Annotated in this window: 2 protein-coding genes and 1 pseudogene; all 3 read left to right on the forward strand. The window is 75.0% G+C overall.

Annotated elements, in window-relative coordinates:
• The first annotated feature begins 208 nt into the window (after positions 1 to 208).
• Positions 209 to 11329 (forward strand): type I polyketide synthase, encoded by an 11121-nt coding sequence (locus STRIP9103_RS29240; protein ID WP_048821199.1) that lies wholly within the window; start codon positions 209 to 211, stop codon positions 11327 to 11329.
• A 127-nt stretch (positions 11330 to 11456) separates the two neighbouring features.
• A pseudogene (locus STRIP9103_RS53555) lies at positions 11457 to 16996 on the forward strand (type I polyketide synthase); the annotation flags it as partial.
• 58 nt (positions 16997 to 17054) lie between these two features.
• The coding region (locus STRIP9103_RS29250) for a type I polyketide synthase (protein ID WP_009326416.1) at positions 17055 to 18407 on the forward strand (1353 nt) is incomplete at its 3' end.

An 18407-nucleotide genomic window follows, 5' to 3' on the forward strand; every position in this document is an offset into this window, starting at 1 on the left:
TCTTCGGAACATCTCCGGTAATCGATCGATCTGTTTTCTCTCTGCTTTCCCTTTCGATCCTGGAGCGAGCGGGGCGTTACCGTGCCGGGACTTTTCTCCTGGCCGACCGGAAATCGCTGCGGTTACGCTCGCCGGGAGCGCATGTTCGTTGTCCAGGCGTGTTCGTTATCCAGGTGATTTCCAGTAATGGAAGGGCAGCCGAGCCAAAATGACGAGTGAGCGACACTCCGAAGCCATCAGTCCGGGTGTGGATCGGCGGGAGCCGATCGCCGTCGTCGGGCTGTCCTGCCGACTGCCCGGAGCATCCGGTCCGGCGGCGTTCTGGGAGCTGCTGCGCGAGGGTCGGGACGCCGTCACGGAGATGCCCGCGCACCGGTGGGAACCGATCTCGGCGGACGCCCGCAGTGACATCCGGCGGGGTGGATTCCTGGACGGCGTCGAGGAGTTCGACGCCGCGTTCTTCGGCATCTCGCCCCGCGAGGCCGTCGTCATGGATCCGCAGCAGCGGCTTCTGCTGGAGCTCACCTGGGAGGCGCTGGAGGACGCCGGGATCGTCGCGGCGAGCCTGGACGGCAGTTCGACGGCCGTGTTCGTCGGCACCGCCCGCGAGGACTACACGAGTCTGCTGTACCGGCGGGGCGACACGGCCATCACCCAGCACACCGTCACCGGCACGCACCGCGGCATCATCGCCAACCGGGTGTCGTACGCGCTCGGGCTGCACGGCCCCAGCATCACCGTCGACACCTCCCAGTCGTCCTCGCTGGTCGCCGTGCACCTCGCGTGCGAGAGCCTGCGCGACGGTGAGACCGAGCTGGCGCTCGCGGCAGGCGTGAACCTCAACCTCCTCGCCGAAGGGGTGGTGGGCGCCGAGCGGTTCGGCGGGCTCTCGCCCGACGGGCGCTGCTTCACCTTCGACGCCCGGGCCAACGGCTACGTACGCGGGGAGGGCGCCGGCATGGTCGTCCTCAAGCCGCTGAGTCGGGCGCTGGCCGACGGTGACCGGGTGCACGGTGTGATCCTCGGCAGCGCGGTCAACAACGACGGCGCCACCCCCGGGCTCACCGTGCCCAGTGCCGCCGCGCAGGAGAAGGTGCTCCGGCTGGCGCACCGGCGCGCGGGCATCACGCCGGACGCCGTCCAGTACGTCGAACTGCACGGCACGGGCACGCCGGTGGGCGACCCCGTCGAGGCCGCCGCGCTCGGGGCGGCGGTCGGCGCGCTCAGGGCGCCCGGGGACCCCCTGCGGGTGGGCTCGGTCAAGACCAACATCGGGCATCTCGAAGGGGCCGCGGGCATCGCCGGGCTCATCAAGACGGTCCTGTCCATCCGCCACCGGCGGCTCCCGCCGAGCCTGAACTTCCGTACGCCCAATCCGGAGATCCCGCTCGACGAGCTCAACCTGTCCGTCAACGACGAGCTGGGTGAGTGGCCGCACCCGGAGCGCCCGCTGATCGCGGGGGTGAGTTCCTTCGGGATGGGCGGCACCAACTGCCATGTGGTGGTGGGTGAGGCGTCCGGTGCGGCTGCCGGCACCGGGGAGTCCGGTGCGGCTGCCGGCACGGGGGTGTCCGTCGACGGCCGGGCCCGTACCCGTCCTTCGGGCGCCGTGCTGCCCGTCGTCGTCTCCGGTCGTGGTACGGCCGCGCTGCGGGCCCAGGCCGCCCGGCTGGCCGAGTTCGTCGAGGCCGGTGATGTGGGCGCCGGTGATGCGGAGGCCGGTGACGCGGAGCCCGCCTCGGTCGGTTGGTCGTCGGTCTTCACGCGGTCGCAGCTCGGTCATCGCGGTGTCGTGCTGGCCGCCGACCGCGACGAACTGGTCGCGGGACTGCGCGCCCTGGCGTCGGGGACGCCGGCGGCCGGGGTGGTGTCGGGGGCCGAGGTGACGGGCCGGCTGGCCATGGTCTTCACCGGGCAGGGGGCCCAGCGGATCGGGATGGGTGCGGAACTGCACACCGCCTTCCCGGTGTTCGCGGCGGCGTTCGACGCGGTGTGCGCGCACCTCGATCCGCTGCTGGACCGTCCGCTCCGGGAGGTCATCGCCTCGGGCGACGGGCTCGACGAGACCCGGTACACCCAGCCCGCGCTGTTCGCCGTCGAGGTGGCGCTGTTCCGTCTGTTCGAGTCATGGGGCGTACGGCCCGACCTCCTCGCCGGGCACTCCATCGGCGAGGTGGCCGCCGCCCATGTCGCCGGGGTCCTCTCCCTGGCCGACGCCTGCACGCTGGTGGCCGCCCGGGGCCGGCTGATGCAGGAACTGCCCGCCGAGGGCGCCATGGTCGCCGTACAGGCCGCCGAGGACGAGGTGCTGCCGCTGCTGGCGGACAAGGAGGGGCAGGTGGCGGTCGCGGCCGTCAACGGCCCCCGGGCCCTGGTGCTCTCCGGGGACACGGACGCCGTGCTGGAAGTGGCGTCCACGCTGAAGTCACGGGGGCACAGGACCAAGCGGCTGACGGTGAGCCACGCGTTCCACTCGCCGCACATGGACGGCGTCCTCGACGAGTTCCGCGAGGTCGCACGGTCCCTGACCTTCCACCCGCCCACCATCCCCGTCGTCTCCACGGTCACCGGCGAGCTCGCCGACCCCGAGCGGTTGTGCTCCCCCGACTACTGGGCCGACCAGATTCGCGCCACCGTCCGCTTCCATGACGCCGTGACGTCTCTGCGGGCGCTCGGGGCAACCCTGTTCGTGGAGGTGGGCCCGGACGCCGTCCTCACCGGCATGGCGCGCGAGTCGTTCGAGGAAGGCTTCGAGGACAAGGCCGAGGGCCGGGGCGACGGTGGCCCGGTCACGAGCGTCGCCCTGTCGCGGGCGGGCCGGCCCGAGGTCGACTCGTACGTCACCGCCCTCGCGCACGTCCACGCGGCCGGCGGCGCGGTGGACCTCACCTCCTTCTTCCCCGGCACGACCCGCGCCGACCCGCTCGCCCTGCTCGACCTGCCGACGTACGCCTTCCAGGGCGACCGCTTCTGGCTGGCTCCCGGCACCCGCTCCGACGCCCGGGGGCTCGGGCTGGACACCGCCGGCCATCCGCTGCTCGGGGCGGCGGTGGACATGGCGGGCGGCGAGGAGGTCGTCCTCACCGGCCGGTTGTCCCCGCGTACGCACCCGTGGCTGGCCGACCACGTCGTCGAGGGCGGTGTCCTGCTGCCCGCCACGGCCTTCCTGGAGCTGGCCTTCGCCGCCGGGGAGCGCCTGGCCTCGGACACGGTCGAGGAACTCACCCTTGAGGCGCCGCTGGTGCTGCCCGAGCGGGACTCCGTGCGCGTCCAGGTCAGGGTCGCCGCCCCGGACGACGACGGCGCACGGTCGTTCACCATCCACGCCCGTCCGGCCCCGCAGGACGACGACGCGGCGGCCCGGCCGTGGACCCGGCACGCCACCGGCATCCTCGTGCCGTCACCGTCCGCCGCCGACCAGGCGGCGGAGGCAGGGGGCCTCGGCGTGTGGCCGCCCGCCGGTGCGGTCCCGCAGCCGGTCGGCGACGCCTACGCCGTACTGCGGGAGCTCGGCTACGCGTACGGGCCCGCGTTCCAGGGGCTGCGGGCGGTGTGGCGGCTCGGCGACGACCTCCTCGCCGAGGTGGCGCTGCCCGACGAACAGCGCGACGGCGCCGCCCGGTTCGGCCTGCACCCCGCGCTGCTCGACGCCGCCCTGCACCCGCTGCTGCCCTCGGCGGCGGACTCGGCGGACTCCCGGCGGATCCGGCTGCCGTTCTCGTGGGCCGGTGTTCGGCTGCACGCGACCGGGGCCACCGCGCTGCGGGTGCGGATCTCGCCGCTCGGCACGGACACGGTCCGGCTGGTGATCGCCGACGCGGCGGGCGCTCCGGTCGTGACCGTCGACTCGCTCGCGCTGCGTCCGGTGGACCGGGCCCGGCTCGCCACGGCCACGGCCGCCCTCGACGACTCCCTGTTCACGGTCGACTGGCCCGCGCTGCCCACGCCGGAGATCTCCGCGTGGACCCGCGTCGACCTCGCCGCTCCGCGGGAGCTGTCCACCGCCGAGCCGGCCGACCTCGTCGTGGTCACCCTCGCGGCGGGCGGGGCGGCGACGCCCGGTGCCGCGCGCGCCGCGACCGTACGGACGCTGGAACTGCTCCAGCGGTGGCTGGACGACGAACGGTTCGCGCGGTCCCGTCTGGTCGTGGTGACGACCGGTGCCGTCGCCGCGCTGCCCGGCGACGACGTGACCGACCTGGTCCACGCGCCCCTGTGGGGTCTGCTGCGCACGGCCGCGACCGAGCACCCCGACCGGGTCGTGCTGGTCGACCTCGACGGGCGGGGCGACGCCCGAGCCCTCGTGGACGCGGCCGTCGCCACCGGTGAACCGCAGATCGCCGTACGGGACGGGCGGCTGCACGCCCCGAGGCTGGCGCGTGCCACGGGTCGCCGCACGGATCCGCGACGGCTCGACCCGGCCGGTACGGTGCTGATCACCGGCGGTACCGGCGGGCTGGGCGCGCTGTTCGCCCGGCATCTGGTCACCGAGCACGGCGTCCGCCGTCTGCTGCTGACCAGCCGGCGCGGGCCCGACGGCCCCGGCGCCCGGGAACTCGCCGATGAGCTGACCGGGCTCGGCGCCGAGGTCCACGTGGCCGCCGTCGACGTCGCCGACCGGGACGCCCTCGCCGCACTGCTCGCCGGCATCCCCGACGAGCATCCGTTGACCGGTGTCGTGCACACCGCCGGTGTCCTCGACGACGCGACGGTCGGCTCGCTGACCCCGGCGCAGGTGGAGGCCGTGCTGCGGCCGAAGGTCGACGGCGCGTGGCATCTGCATGAGCTGACGCGCGGTCATGATCTGGCGCTGTTCGTGCTGTTCTCGTCCGTGTCGGGCATCACCGGCATGGCGGGGCAGGCCAACTACGCCGCCGCCAACACCTTCCTGGACGCGCTCGCCCACCACCGGCGCGCGCACGGTCTGTCCGCGCAGTCGCTGGCGTGGGGGCTGTGGGACGCGAGCACGGGCATGGGCGGGACGCTGTCCGAGGCGGACGTGGCGCGGTGGACCCGGACCGGTGTCGTACCGCTGGACGTTCAGCGGGGGCTACGGCTGTTCGACGAGGCGTGGGCGGGCGGTGACGCGCTCGTCGTGCCCGCCGCGCTGCGGCCCGGCCGGGCCGGTGGGGGGTCCGAGCCGCCGGCGCTCTGGCGGGGGCTGGTCCGTACCCGCCGTACCGCCCGGACGGCCACCGGTGCCTCCGGCGGCGGCGCCGACTGGTCGGCCCGGATGGCCGCGCTGCCCGCCGGGGAACGGTACGCCGCCGTGCTCGCCGTGGTGCGTACGGCCGCCGCCGTGGCCCTGGGGCACGCCTCCGGCGACGACGTGGACCCCGCCCGCGCGTTCAAGGAGCAGGGCTTCGACTCGCTCACCGCCGTCGAACTGCGCAACCAGGTCGGCGGCGCCACCGGGCTGCGGCTGCCGTCCACGGTCGTCTTCGACCACCCGAGCCCCGACGCGCTGGCCCGCCACCTGGTGGAGCGGATCGCGGGCGCGGCCCCGGCCGCCGTGCCCGAGGTGCGGTCCACGGCCGACACCGACGAGCCGATCGCCGTCGTCGGCATGGCGTGCCGCTACCCCGGCGGCGTCGGGTCGCCGGAGGACCTGTGGCGGCTGGTGGCCTCCGGTACCGACGCCATCAGCGGCTTCCCCGTCAACCGGGGCTGGGACCTGGCGAAGCTGTACGACCCGGACCCCGAGCGCACCCGGACGTCGTACGTCCGCGAGGGCGGGTTCCTGCACGACGCCGACCTGTTCGACCGGGAGTTCTTCGGGATCTCACCGCGCGAGGCGACCGCCACCGACCCCCAGCAGCGACTGCTCCTGGAGACCGCGTGGAACGCCTTCGAACACGCGGCGATCGACCCGACCGCGCTGCGCGGCAGCAACACCGGCGTCTTCGTCGGCGCGATGTACGACGACTACGCCGCGCGCCTTCCCTCGGTGCCCGCCGAGTTCGAGGGGTTCCTGCTGGTCGGCAACACCTCCAGCGTGATCTCAGGGCGGCTCGCCTACGCGTACGGTCTTGAGGGGCCGGCGGTCACCGTGGACACGGCGTGCTCGTCGTCGCTCGTCGCCCTGCACCTGGGGGCGCAGGCGCTGCGGTCCGGGGAGTCCGACCTGGTGCTGGCCGGCGGGGTGACCGTCATGGCCGGGCCGGGCTCGTTCGTCGAGTTCAGCCGGCAGCGGGGGCTCGCGCCGGACGGACGCTGCAAGTCCTTCTCCGCGCACGCCGACGGCACCGCGTGGAGCGAGGGCGTGGGGCTGCTGCTCCTTGAGCGGCTGTCGGACGCCCGGCGCAACGGGCACCAGGTACTCGCCGTACTGCGTGGCTCCGCCGTCAACCAGGACGGCGCCAGCAACGGGCTCACCGCGCCCAACGGCCCCTCCCAGGAACGGGTGATCCGGCAGGCCCTCGCGGGCGCCGGGCTGCGGACCGGCGACGTCGACGCCGTCGAGGCGCACGGCACCGGCACCCCGCTGGGCGACCCCATCGAGGCGCAGGCCCTGCTCGCCACGTACGGCACCGGGCGCGCCGCCGAGAACCCGCTGTGGCTGGGGTCGTTGAAGTCCAACATCGGGCACGCCCAGGCCGCGGCCGGGGTCGGCGGCGTCATCAAGATGATCGAGGCCATGCGGCACGGGGTCCTGCCGAAGACCCTGCACGCCGAGGAGCCCTCACCGCACGTCGACTGGGACAGCGGCGCCCTCGCGCTGCTCACCGAGGCCCGCGACTGGCCGGAGACCGGGCGCCCGCGCCGGGCGGCCGTCTCCTCGTTCGGGATCAGCGGCACGAACGCGCATGTGATCATCGAGCAGGCGGAGGAGGACCGGGCAGCCGCGGCGGTCGCTCCCGGAGGCGACAGCGGGCAGGCGGCGGTTGCCGCTTCGGGCGACGAGGACGCTTCGGCGACCGCCGGGGCAGACCGGGATTCCGGCACCGCCGTGCCCTGGCCGCTGTCGGCCAAGTCCGAGGCTGCCCTGCGGGCCCAGGCCGAACGCCTGCTGCGGTTCGTCGGGGAACGCCCCGGAATCGCGGCGCTCGACGTCGGGTTCTCGCTGGCGACCGGGCGGGCCCGGCACGCGCACCGCGCCGCCGTGCTCGGGCACGACCGGGACGAACTCCTGTGCGGCCTGGACGCGTTGGCCCGGGGCGAGGACGCCCCCTCCGTCGTACGCGACGGCGGTGGTCCGAGGCGCGGCGGGACGGCGTTCCTGTTCACCGGACAGGGCAGCCAGCGCCCCGGCATGGGACGCGACCTGTACGCGGCCTCCCCGGTGTTCGCCGCCGCCTTCGACGAGGTGTGCGCGCACATCGACGTGCGTCTCGACGCGCACCTCGAACGACCGCTGCGGGAGCTGGTGTTCGACGGCGGGGACGAGCTGAACCGGACGGTGTTCGCGCAGCCCGCGCTGTTCGCGCTGGAGGTGGCGCTGTACCGGCTCGTCGAGTCCTGGGGGATCACCCCCGACCACCTCCTGGGCCACTCGGTCGGCGAGTTCGCCGCCGCCCATGTCGCGGGGGTGCTCTCGCTCGCCGACGCCTGCGCGCTGGTGGCGGCCCGGGGCCGGCTCATGGACGCGCTGCCGGAGGGCGGCGCGATGCTCGCGGTGGCCGCCGCCGAGGACGAGATCGACCTGCCGGACGGGGTGAGCCTGGCCGCCGTCAACGGTCCCGAGGCGGTCGTGGTCTCCGGCGACGAGGACGCCGTCGCCGAGGTGGAGGAGCGCTGGCGGGCCGAGGGGCGCAAGGTCAAGCGTCTCGTCGTCTCGCACGCGTTCCACTCCCACCGCATGGACGGCATGCTCGACGCCTTCGCGGAGGTGGCCCGTGGCGTGACCTTCCACCCGCCGGCCCTGCCGATCGTCTCGACGGTCACCGGCGACCTGGTCGACGCCGCGACGCTGTGCACCCCGGACTACTGGGTGGCCCAGGTCCGCCAGGCGGTGCGCTTCGCCGACGGGGTGCGCCGGCTGGAGGCCGCCGGGGTCACCGACTATCTGGAGCTGGGCCCCGACAGGGTGCTCTCCGCACTGGTCGAGCCGTGTCTGACGGCACCGGCCGGGGCGGTCGTCCCCCTGCTGCGGACCGGACGCCGTGGGACACAGTCCGCCGTCGCGGCCCTGGCGCTGCTCGCGCTGCGCGGCGCCGACGTCGACTGGGGCACGGTCTTCCCCGACACCCGCCGCACTCCCCTGCCCGGTTACGCCTTCCAGCGGCAGCGCTACTGGCTGACGGCCCCGGCCGCCACCGGTGACGCGACGGACCTCGGCCTCGACTCCCCCGACCACCCGCTGCTCGGCGCGACGGTGGAGACGGCCGACGGCGACACCGTCGTCCTCACCGGCCGGGTCTCCCTTCGCACCCACCCCTGGCTCGCCGACCACGCCGTCATGGGCACCGTGCTGCTGCCGGGGACCGCGTTCGTCGACCTCGCGTTGCACGCCGCCCGCCAGGTCGGCTGCACCCTGGTCGACGAACTCACCCTGACCGCGCCCCTGGTGCTCCGCGAGGACGAGGACGAGGACATACGGATCCAGGTGTCCGTCGGCGCGCCCGACGCCTCCGGGCGGCGTTCGCTGACCATCCACTCCCGTACGGCGGGGGCAGGGGCGGGCGGAGTCCTTACGGCGGGCTCCGGGGCCGACGGCGACCGCCGCTGGACCCGGCACGCCGAGGGAACGCTGAGCGCGGGTGACCCCGCGACGGCGCTCCCCGGAGCCGTACGGCCGCCCGCCGACGCCGTGGAGGTCGGCCTCGGCGGCGTCTACGACGGGCTCGCCGAGCGGGACTACCAGTACGGCCCGCTGTTCCGGAACCTGCGCCGGCTCTCACGCCACGGCGACGACCTGCACGCCGAGGTGGCCCTGGCCGAGGAGCACCGGGCCGAGGCCGCGCGGTTCACCCTGCACCCGGCACTGCTCGACGCGGCCCTGCACCCGCTGCTGCCGGGCGTGGCGGATGTCGCCTCCCGGCCCATGGTGCCGTTCTCCTGGTCCGGGATCAGCGTGCCCCCGGCCGGTACGGGTACCGGCGCGCTCCGGGCGCGGCTCGCCGTGACGCAGTCCGACGACACGACCGTCGTGGTCGGTCTGGAACTCGCCGACGAGACGGGCCTGCCGGTGGCCGCCATCGACGAACTCCGGCTGCGCCCGCTCGCCCCGGGCGACCTGACATCGGCGGGCGCCCGGCCCGAGGGGTTGTTCGGGGTGCGGTGGACGCCGGTGCCGGTCGACGCCGGCGGCGACGGCGAGACGTGGGCCGTCCTCGGCCGGGGGCGACTGCTGCCCTCCGGTGGCCGCTCCGTCCGGCCGTACGACGACCTCACCGCACTGCGGGAGGCGGTCGACGGCGGGGCCGCCGTGCCCTCGACGGTGCTGCTGCCCATGGTTCCGCCGCTCGCCTCGGATGCCTCGAACTCCCCGGCTGTCTCGGAGGGTTCGGCCGCCTCGGAGGGCTCGGTTGGTTCGGTTGGTTCGGTTGGATCGGTTGGATCGGTTGGATCGGTTGGATCGGTTGGATCGGTTGGATCGGACGGTCCGATCGCCTCGGAGGGTCCGATCGCCTCGGACGGCACGGCCGCCACGGACGGCCCTGTCGGCACGGATGCCTCCGGTGATCTCGCCGACCGGGCCCGCGCGGTCCTGCACCGGCTGCTCGGGACCGTACGGGACTGGCTGGCCGACGAACGGTTCACGGGGAGCCGTCTGGTCGTGCTGACCAGCGGTGCCGTCGCGCCGGACGGCGAGGACGTCACCGATCTGGCGTCGGCCGGTGTGTGGGGTCTGCTGCGGTCGGCCCAGGCCGAGCAGCGGGACCGGTTCACGCTGGTCGACCTGGACGACCACCCCGGCTCGGCCGATGTCCTCGGTGCCGCGCTGCGCACCGGCGAGCCCCAACTCCTGGTCCGGGCGGGCGAGGTGCTGGCCCCGAGGCTGGCCCCGGCCGAACCCAGCACCCCGGCCACCCCCGGCACCGCCACCGACCCCGCCACCGGGTCCGGCACGGGTCGGCCCGGACCGGACTGGCAGCGGGGCACGGTGCTGATCACCGGTGGCACCGGCGCGCTCGGCGCGGTCCTCGCCCGGCATCTGGTCACCGAGCACGGTGCCCGCCGTCTGCTGCTGACCAGCCGACGCGGACCCGGCGGCCCCGGCGCCCGGGAACTGGCGAAGGAGCTGACCGAACTCGGGGCCGAGGTCCACGTGGCCGCCGCCGACGCCGCCGACCGCGAGGCGCTGGCCGCGCTGCTCGCCGGTATCCCGGACGAGCACCCGCTGACCGCTGTCGTGCACACCGCCGGCGTCACGGACGACGCGACGGTCACGTCGCTGACCCCGGCCCAGCTGGACGGCGTACTGCGGCCGAAGGTCGACGGCGCGTGGAACCTGCACGAGCTGACGAAGGACGCGGAGCTGTCGGCGTTCGTGCTGTACTCGTCCGTCGCCGGTGTCGTCGGCACCCCGGGGCAGGCCAACTACGCCGCCGCCAACACCTTCCTGGACGCGCTCGCCCACCACCGGCACGCGAACGGGCTGCCCGCCCGGTCGCTGGCGTGGGGTCTGTGGGCCGAGAGCAGCGCGCTCAGCACACATCTGTCGGGCGCGGACCTGAACCGTCTCGCCCGCCTCGGGCTCCAGCCGCTCACCAACGCCGAGGCCACCGCGCTGTTCGACGCGGCGCTCGGCCTGGACCGTCCCGTGCACGCCGTCACCCGGATCGACACGGGTGCGCTGCGCACGGCCGAGCACCTCCCGGCGGTGCTGCGCGGCCTCGCCCCGCGACCGGCGCCCCGCGTCGCCGAGCGGCAGCAGGTGCCGCTGCCGCAGCGGCTCGCCGGGCTGCCGCCGGCGGAGCAGCACCAGTTGCTCACCGACCTGGTGCGGGCGAGGACGGCCGCCGTCCTGGGGCACACCGACCACACCTCGATCGGTACGGCCCGTGCCTTCAACGAGCTCGGTTTCGACTCGCTCACCGCGATCGAGCTGCGCAACCAGCTGAACGGCGAGACGGGGCTGCGGCTGCCCACCACGGTGGTCTTCGACCACCCCAACCCGGACGCGCTGGCCGCCTATCTGCGGACGGAACTCGTCGTCGACGTCGCCGAACCGTCGCCCGCCGATCCGGTGCTGGCCGACCTCGACCGGCTGAAGGCCGCCCTGCCGCAGGCGCTGTCCGACGCGGAGGCGCACCGGAGCATCGTCGACCGACTGCGGGAGCTGCTGGACCTGGCCGACGGCGCCGACCCGTTCCGCGACGAGCTCGACGACCTCGACTCCGCGACCGACGAGGATCTGTTCGCCCTGGTCGACGAACTCGACTAGGGCCCGGCCGGGCCTGATCCGCCGACCCGGACCGGCCCGGCCCCCATGACTCTCTTTGCCGACTTCCCCATGGAGCTGAGACGACGTGACGACTGACGAGAACCAACTCCGCCAGTACCTCAAGCGTGCGGTCGCCGACGCCCGCGCCAGCCGGCAGCGGCTGCGCGAGGTGGAGGAGAGGGAGCAGGAGCCGATCGCGATCGTCGGGATGGCGTGCCGCTACCCCGGCGGTGTGCGGTCGCCCGAGGAGTTGTGGCAGGTGGTCGCCGACGGCGTGGACGCGGTGTCGCCCTTCCCCGAGGGGCGTGGCTGGTCCGTCGACGACCTGTACGACCCCGACCCGGACGCGGTCGGCAAGTCGTACACCCGGCACGGCGGGTTCCTGCACGACGCCGATCTGTTCGACCCGGAGTTCTTCGGGATGTCGCCCCGGGAGGCGCTGGCCACCGATCCCCAGCAGCGGCTGCTGCTGGAGACCGCGTGGGAGGCGTTCGAACGGGCGCGGATCGTCCCGGAGTCGGTGCGCGGCAGCCGTACCGGAGTGTTCGTCGGGGCGATGTACAACGACTACGGCTCCCGACCGCATCTGCCGGCCGACGAGTTCGAGGGTTACCTGTACGGCGGCAGCGCGGGCAGCGTCGCCTCGGGCCGGCTCGCCTACACCTTCGGTCTGGAGGGCCCGGCGGTCACCGTGGACACCGCCTGCTCCTCGTCGCTGGTCGCCCTGCATCTGGCGGCGACCGCGCTGCGCCGGGGCGAGGCCGATCTCGCGCTGGCCGGTGGGGTGACGGTGATGTCCACGCCGACGTCGTTCGTCGAGTTCTCCCGGTTGCGCGGGCTGTCGCCCGACGGCCGGTGCCGGTCCTTCGCCGCCTCCGCCGACGGCACCGGCTGGGCGGAGGGTGTCGGACTGCTGCTGCTCGCCCGGCTGTCCGACGCGCGGCGCGAGGGCCGTCCGGTGCTGGCCGTGATCAGGGGGTCGGCGATCAACCAGGACGGCGCCAGCAACGGGCTCACCGCGCCCAACGGCCCCGCCCAGGAACGGGTGATCCGGCAGGCCCTCGCGGGCGCCCGGCTGACCCCGGCCGACATCGACACGGTCGAGGCGCACGGCACCGGGACGACCCTCGGCGACCCGATCGAGGCGCGGGCCCTGCTCGCCACCTACGGCAAGGACCGGCCTGCGGACCGCCCCCTGTGGCTGGGCTCGCTCAAGTCGAACATCGGCCACACCCAGGCGGCGGCCGGGGTCGGCGGCGTCATCAAGATGGTCGAGGCGATCCGGCACGGCGTCCTCCCCCGGACCCTGCACGCCGAGGAGCCCTCACCGCACATCGACTGGGACACCGGCGCCCTCGCCCTGCTCACCGAGCCCCGCGACTGGCCGGAGACGGGCCGCCCCCGCCGGGCCGCCGTGTCGTCGTTCGGCTTCAGCGGCACCAACGCGCACGTGATCGTGGAGGAGGCGCCGGAGGAGACCGCGGCGACCGACACAGCGGCTGCTGACGCGGCCGACGGGACGACCCGCACGGAGGCCGGTGAGGGCGTGCCGACGCGCGGCGAACAGGCGTCCGCCGCAACCGAGTCGACCGACCGCCCGTTGCCCTTCGTGCTCTCCGGCAAGGGTGAGCGGGCCCTCGTCGCGCAGGCCCGGCGGCTGCTCGATCGTCTGGCCGGCGGCGATGGTTCCCTCCCCGACATCGCCCACGCGCTGGCCACCAGCCGGGCCGCACTGGACGACCGGGCGGTGGTCGTGGGCGCCGACCGGGCCGCGCTCACGGCGGGGCTGACCGCCCTCGCCGAGGGCACGGGCGCGCCGAACGTCGTGCGCGGGGCCCGGACGGGCGAGACGCGGGTCGCGTTCGTCTTCCCCGGGCAGGGCTCGCAGTGGGCCGGTATGGCCGCCGATCTGCTCGACGCGTCACCGGTGTTCGCCGCCGCGATGGCGGACTGCGCGGCGGCGCTGGCCCCGGTCACCGACTGGGATCTGATCGAGACCGTCCGGGCCCGGCGACCGCTGGAGCGGGTGGACGTGGTCCAGCCCGCGCTGTGGGCGGTCATGGTGTCGCTGGCGGCGGTGTGGCGTGCCCACGGGGTGCGCCCCGCCGCCGTCATCGGCCACTCCCAGGGCGAGATCGCCGCCGCCTGTGTGGCCGGCGCGCTGTCCCTGGCCGACGGCGCCCGGGTCGTGGCGCTGCGCGCCCGCGCCATCGCCGAGGACCTCTCCGGGCGGGGCGGCATGATGTCGGTCGCGCTGCCCGAGCCCGTGGTGCGCGAGCTGATCGACGGCTACGGCGGCCGGGTCGCGGTGGCCGCCGTCAACGGCGCGACCTCGGTGGTGCTGTCCGGCGACGCCGACGCCCTCGACGAGCTGCGCGACACGATCGTGGCCGACGGCGGGCGCGCCAAGCGGCTCCCGGTGGACTACGCCTCGCACTGCGCGCACGTCGAGTCGATCCGCGAGCGGCTGCTGGCCGATCTGGCGGGCATCGAGGCCCGGCCCGCCGAGGTGCCGTTCTACTCCACGGTCACCGGGGGCCTGTTCGACACCACGGGCCTGGACGCCGCGTACTGGTACACGAACCTGCGGCAGAGCGTGCTGTTCGAGCCGACCACGCGCACCCTGCTGGAGGGCGGCCACGGCGTGTTCGTCGAGTGCAGCCCGCACCCCGTGCTGCTGCACAGCGTCGAGGAGACCGCGGACGCCGTGGGCACGGCCGTCGCCGGTGTCGGTTCGCTGCGCCGCGACGACGGCGGGCCCGAGCGGGTGCTGGCCGCCCTGGGCGAGGCGTTCGTGGCCGGGGTCCCGGTGGACTGGCCGGTGGTGTTCGAGGGCCTGCCGGTACGCCCCGTCGAGCTGCCGACCTACCCGTTCCAGCGCGAGCGGTACTGGCTGGAGCAGTCGGCACCCTCGTACGCCGCCGGGCCCGGACCCTCCGACCACCCGCTGCTCGGTACGCCGGTCGCCGTGGCCGGTGCGGACGAGGTGCTGTTCACCGGCCGGATCGCGCTGGGCGCCCAGCCGTGGCTGGCCGAGCACACCCGGTCCGGCAGTGCCGTGCTGCCGGCGGCGGCGCTGGTCGACGCGGTGATCAGGGCGGGCGGCGAGGTGGCCTGCCCGGTGGTGGACGAGCTGACCGTGCGGGCCGAGGTCGCCGTGCCGGACACCGGCGAGGTCCCGCTCCAGGTGCGGGTCGGCGCCCCCGACGACATGGGCCGCCGCCCCGTCACCGTGCACGCCCTGCCGGACCCGGACACCGCCGCGTGGACGGAACTGGCCACCGGCACCGTCCGCGCCGAAAACACCGAAAACACCGAAAACGCCGAAAACTCCGAAGGCTCCGAGCGCGGCCCCGCCGGCGGGGCCGCGGAGGCCACCGGGGGCGTCGAGGTACGGCTCCCCGAGGAGTACGCCGCCGACGCGGCCCGCCACGCCCTGCACCCGGCGCTGCTGCGGGCCGCCCTCACCGTGGACGGAGGCGAGCCCTTCGCGGTCCGCTGGCGAGGGGTACGGCTGCACGCCCCCGGCGCGACGGCCGTACGCGCCCGGCTGGTTCCGGCACCGGAAAGCGAAGCCGCCGACGGCGAGACCGCTGTGTCCGTGCTGCTGACCGCCCCGGACGGGACCCGGGTCGCGACCGTCGAGTCCGTCGTCCGCCGCTCCCCCAAACCCGCGGACCTCGTCGGCGGCTCCGGCCCCCTCGGCGCCCTCCACCACATCGCCTGGACCCCGCTCGCCGCCCAGCGGTCGGACCGGCCCGTCGCCTGGGCGGCCCTGGGACGCCTGCCGGAGGAGGAGCCCGGGGTCTCGTACGAGCTGCCCGAGGCGTACGACGACGAGTCCGGCATCCCGGCCTACGACGACCTCGCCGCCCTCGGCCGGCCATCGACTCCGGGGTGTCCGTCGACGCCCTCCTCGTCCACCTCCCGGCGGCCACCGGCGACTCGGAGGTGGTTGACGGGGTGCACCGCGCCACCCGCCGGACGCTGGCGCTGCTCCAGGCCTGGCTGGGCGACGAGCGGTTCACGGACACCCGGCTCGTGCTCGTCACCAGGGGTGCCGTCGCCGCCGGGCCCGCCGAGGTGCCCCGGCTCGACGCGGCGGCGGTCCTGGGGCTGGTGCGGTCGGCTCAGTCGGAGAACCCGGAGCGGATCGTCCTCGTGGACGCCGCCGGCACGGGCCCGGCGCCCGTGCCTCCGGCGCTCCTCGCCGCCCTGCTCGCCTCGGACGAGCCGCAGGCGGCCGTCCGGGACGGCCGGCTCCTGGTCCCCCGGCTGCACCGGGTCGCCCCCACCGACGCGGGCGACACGGCGGCCCCCGGTTGGCGGCCGGACGGCACGGTGCTGGTCACCGGCGGCACCGGCGCGCTCGGCGCCGCGGTCGCCCGGCATCTCGTCGTCGAGCACGGCGTCCGGCGGCTGCTGCTGGTCTCCCGCCGGGGCGAAGAGGCCCCCGGGGCCCGGGAGTTGCGCACCGAACTCATCGGGCTCGGCGCGACAGTGCGGATCGCCGCCTGCGATGTCGCCGACCGGGACGCGCTGAAGGCGCTGCTCGCCGGGGTACCCGCCGAGCATCCGCTGACCGGCGTCGTCCACGCGGCCGGTGTCCTGGACAACGACCTGCTCCCGGCGCTGACGCCCGGCCGGCTGGAGGCGGTGCTGCGTCCCAAGGCCGACGCCGCCTGGCATCTGCACGAGCTGACCCGCGAGGACGACCTGTCGGCGTTCGTGCTGTTCTCCTCGGTCGTGGGCGTGTTCGGCGGCCCGGGCCAGGCCAACTACGCCGCCGCCGGGGCCTTCCTCGACGCGCTGGCCCACCGGCGCCGGGCCGAGGGCCTGCCCGCGAGCTCACCGGCCTGGGGGCTGTGGGAGGTCGAGGGCGGGATCAACGCGGGGCTGACGCCGGCCGACCGGGCCCGTTTCGCCCGCGACGGCTTCGTACCGACGAGCGCGGAGGAAGGACTCGCGCTGTTCGACGCCGCGCTGACGCTGACCCACCCCGCCCCGACCGCCACGCCGCTGGACCTCGCGGCCGTACGGGCGGCCGGCACCCCGGTTCCGCCGCTGCTGCGGGCCCTGGTCCCGGCGGCCGGCCGCCGCCCGGAACGGACCGGGGGCGACGGGGGCGTGCCGCTGGCGCGGCGGATCGCCGGGATGGGCGCGGCCGAGCGGCAGGAGTTCGTGCTGGACCTGGTGTGCGGCGAGGTGGCCGTCGTGCTCGGCTTCCGCGACGCCGGTGCCGTCGAGGCCCAACGTCCCTTCCAGGAGCTGGGGTTCGACTCGCTCACCGCCGTACAGCTGCGCAACCGGCTGGGCGCGGTCAGCGGCGTCCGGCTGCCGGCGACCGTCGTGTTCGACCATCCGACCCCGGCCGCCCTCACCGCGTTCCTGCTCACCGCGCTCGGGGCCGACGACGGGCCGGCCGAGCGGTCCCCGCTGCTCGCCGAGCTCGACAAGCTGGAGGAGATCCTCTCCACGGTCTCCGACACCGAGGACACGGACGAACGGGCCACGGTCACCGTCCGGTTGCAGACCATCCTGTCGCGCTGGATGGACGCCTGGGGCACCACGCCCGGCGACCCCGATCCGGCGGAGTCTCTGGAGTCGGCCTCGACCGCCGAACTCCTCGACTTCATCGACAACGAACTCGGCCGCGCGGGCAGCTGATGACCCGCGACCGCGTCACCCCCGTCACTGTCGTCCCCGAGAAGATGTGAGTTGTCCCATGGCGGATGAGAAGAAGCTGGCCGACTATCTGAAATGGGTCACCGCCGACCTGCGGAAGGCCCGGAACCGCATCGCCGAGCTGGAGTCCGGGCGGCTGGAGCCGGTCGCGATCGTCGGCATGGCCTGCCGCTATCCCGGTGGGGTGGCCTCGGCCGACGATCTGTGGCGGCTGGTGGCGGAGGGCCGTGACGGCATCTCGGAGTTCCCGGCCGACCGGGGCTGGGACCTGGAGGGGCTGTACGACGCCGACCCGGACACCCCCGGCACGTCGTACACCCGCGAGGGCGGGTTCCTGGACGGGGCCGCCGACTTCGACGCCGCGTTCTTCGGGATCTCCCCGCGTGAGGCGCTCTCGATGGACCCTCAGCAGCGGGTGCTGCTGGAGACCGCCTGGGAGACGTTCGAGCAGGCCGGCATCGATCCGACGGGGCTGAAGGCGTCCAACGTGGGCGTGTTCGTCGGCGCGGTGGACCAGACGTACCTCGGTCTCGAAGGGCCCGAGGAGTTCGAGGGCCATCTGATGACCGGCAAGCTCAGCAGTGTCGTCTCCGGTCGTGTCTCGTACTCGTTCGGGTTCGAGGGGCCCGCGGTCACGGTGGACACGGCGTGCTCGTCGTCACTGGTCGCGCTGCATCTCGCGGCGCAGTCCGTGCGCAGTGGGGAGTCGGCGCTCGCCCTGGCCGGCGGGGTGACGATCAGCGGCACGCCCGGCGGGTTCGTCGACTTCTCCCGGCAGCGGGGGCTCGCCGTGGACGGCCGGTGCAAGTCGTTCGCCGCGGCGGCCGACGGTACGAGCTGGTCGGAGGGCGTGGGTCTGCTCCTCGTCGAACGGCTCTCCGACGCCGTACGCAACGGGCACCGCGTCCTGGCCGTGCTGCGGGCGACCGCGGTCAACCAGGACGGCGCCTCCAACGGGCTCACCGCGCCCAGCGGCCCCGCCCAGGAGCGGGTGATCCGGCAGGCGCTCGCCGAGGCCCGGCTGGACGCGGCCGACGTGGACGCGGTCGAGGCGCACGGCACCGGCACCCGGCTCGGCGACCCCATCGAGGCGCGGGCGCTGCTGGGCACGTACGGCGCGGCGCGTCCGCCGGAGCGCCCGCTGTACCTGGGCTCGCTGAAGTCCAACATCGGGCATGCCGTCGCCGCGGCCGGTGTGGGCGGTGTGATCAAGATGATCCAGGCGATACGGCACGGGGTGCTGCCGAGGACACTGCACGTGGACCGGCCGACGCCGCTGGTCGACTGGTCCGAGGGCGCGGTGGAGCTGCTCACCGAGGAACGGCCCTGGCCCCGCACGGGCCGCCCGCGCCGGGCCGCGGTCTCCGCGTTCGGGGTGAGCGGCACCAACGCC

Source organism: Streptomyces ipomoeae 91-03 (assembly GCF_000317595.1).
Classification (GTDB): domain Bacteria; phylum Actinomycetota; class Actinomycetes; order Streptomycetales; family Streptomycetaceae; genus Streptomyces; species Streptomyces ipomoeae.

Excerpts from the sequence above, each read along its gene's own strand:
- STRIP9103_RS29240 (WP_048821199.1), top strand. The coding sequence starts at position 209 with ATGACGAGTGAGCGACACTCCGAAGCCATCAGTCCGGGTGTGGATCGG.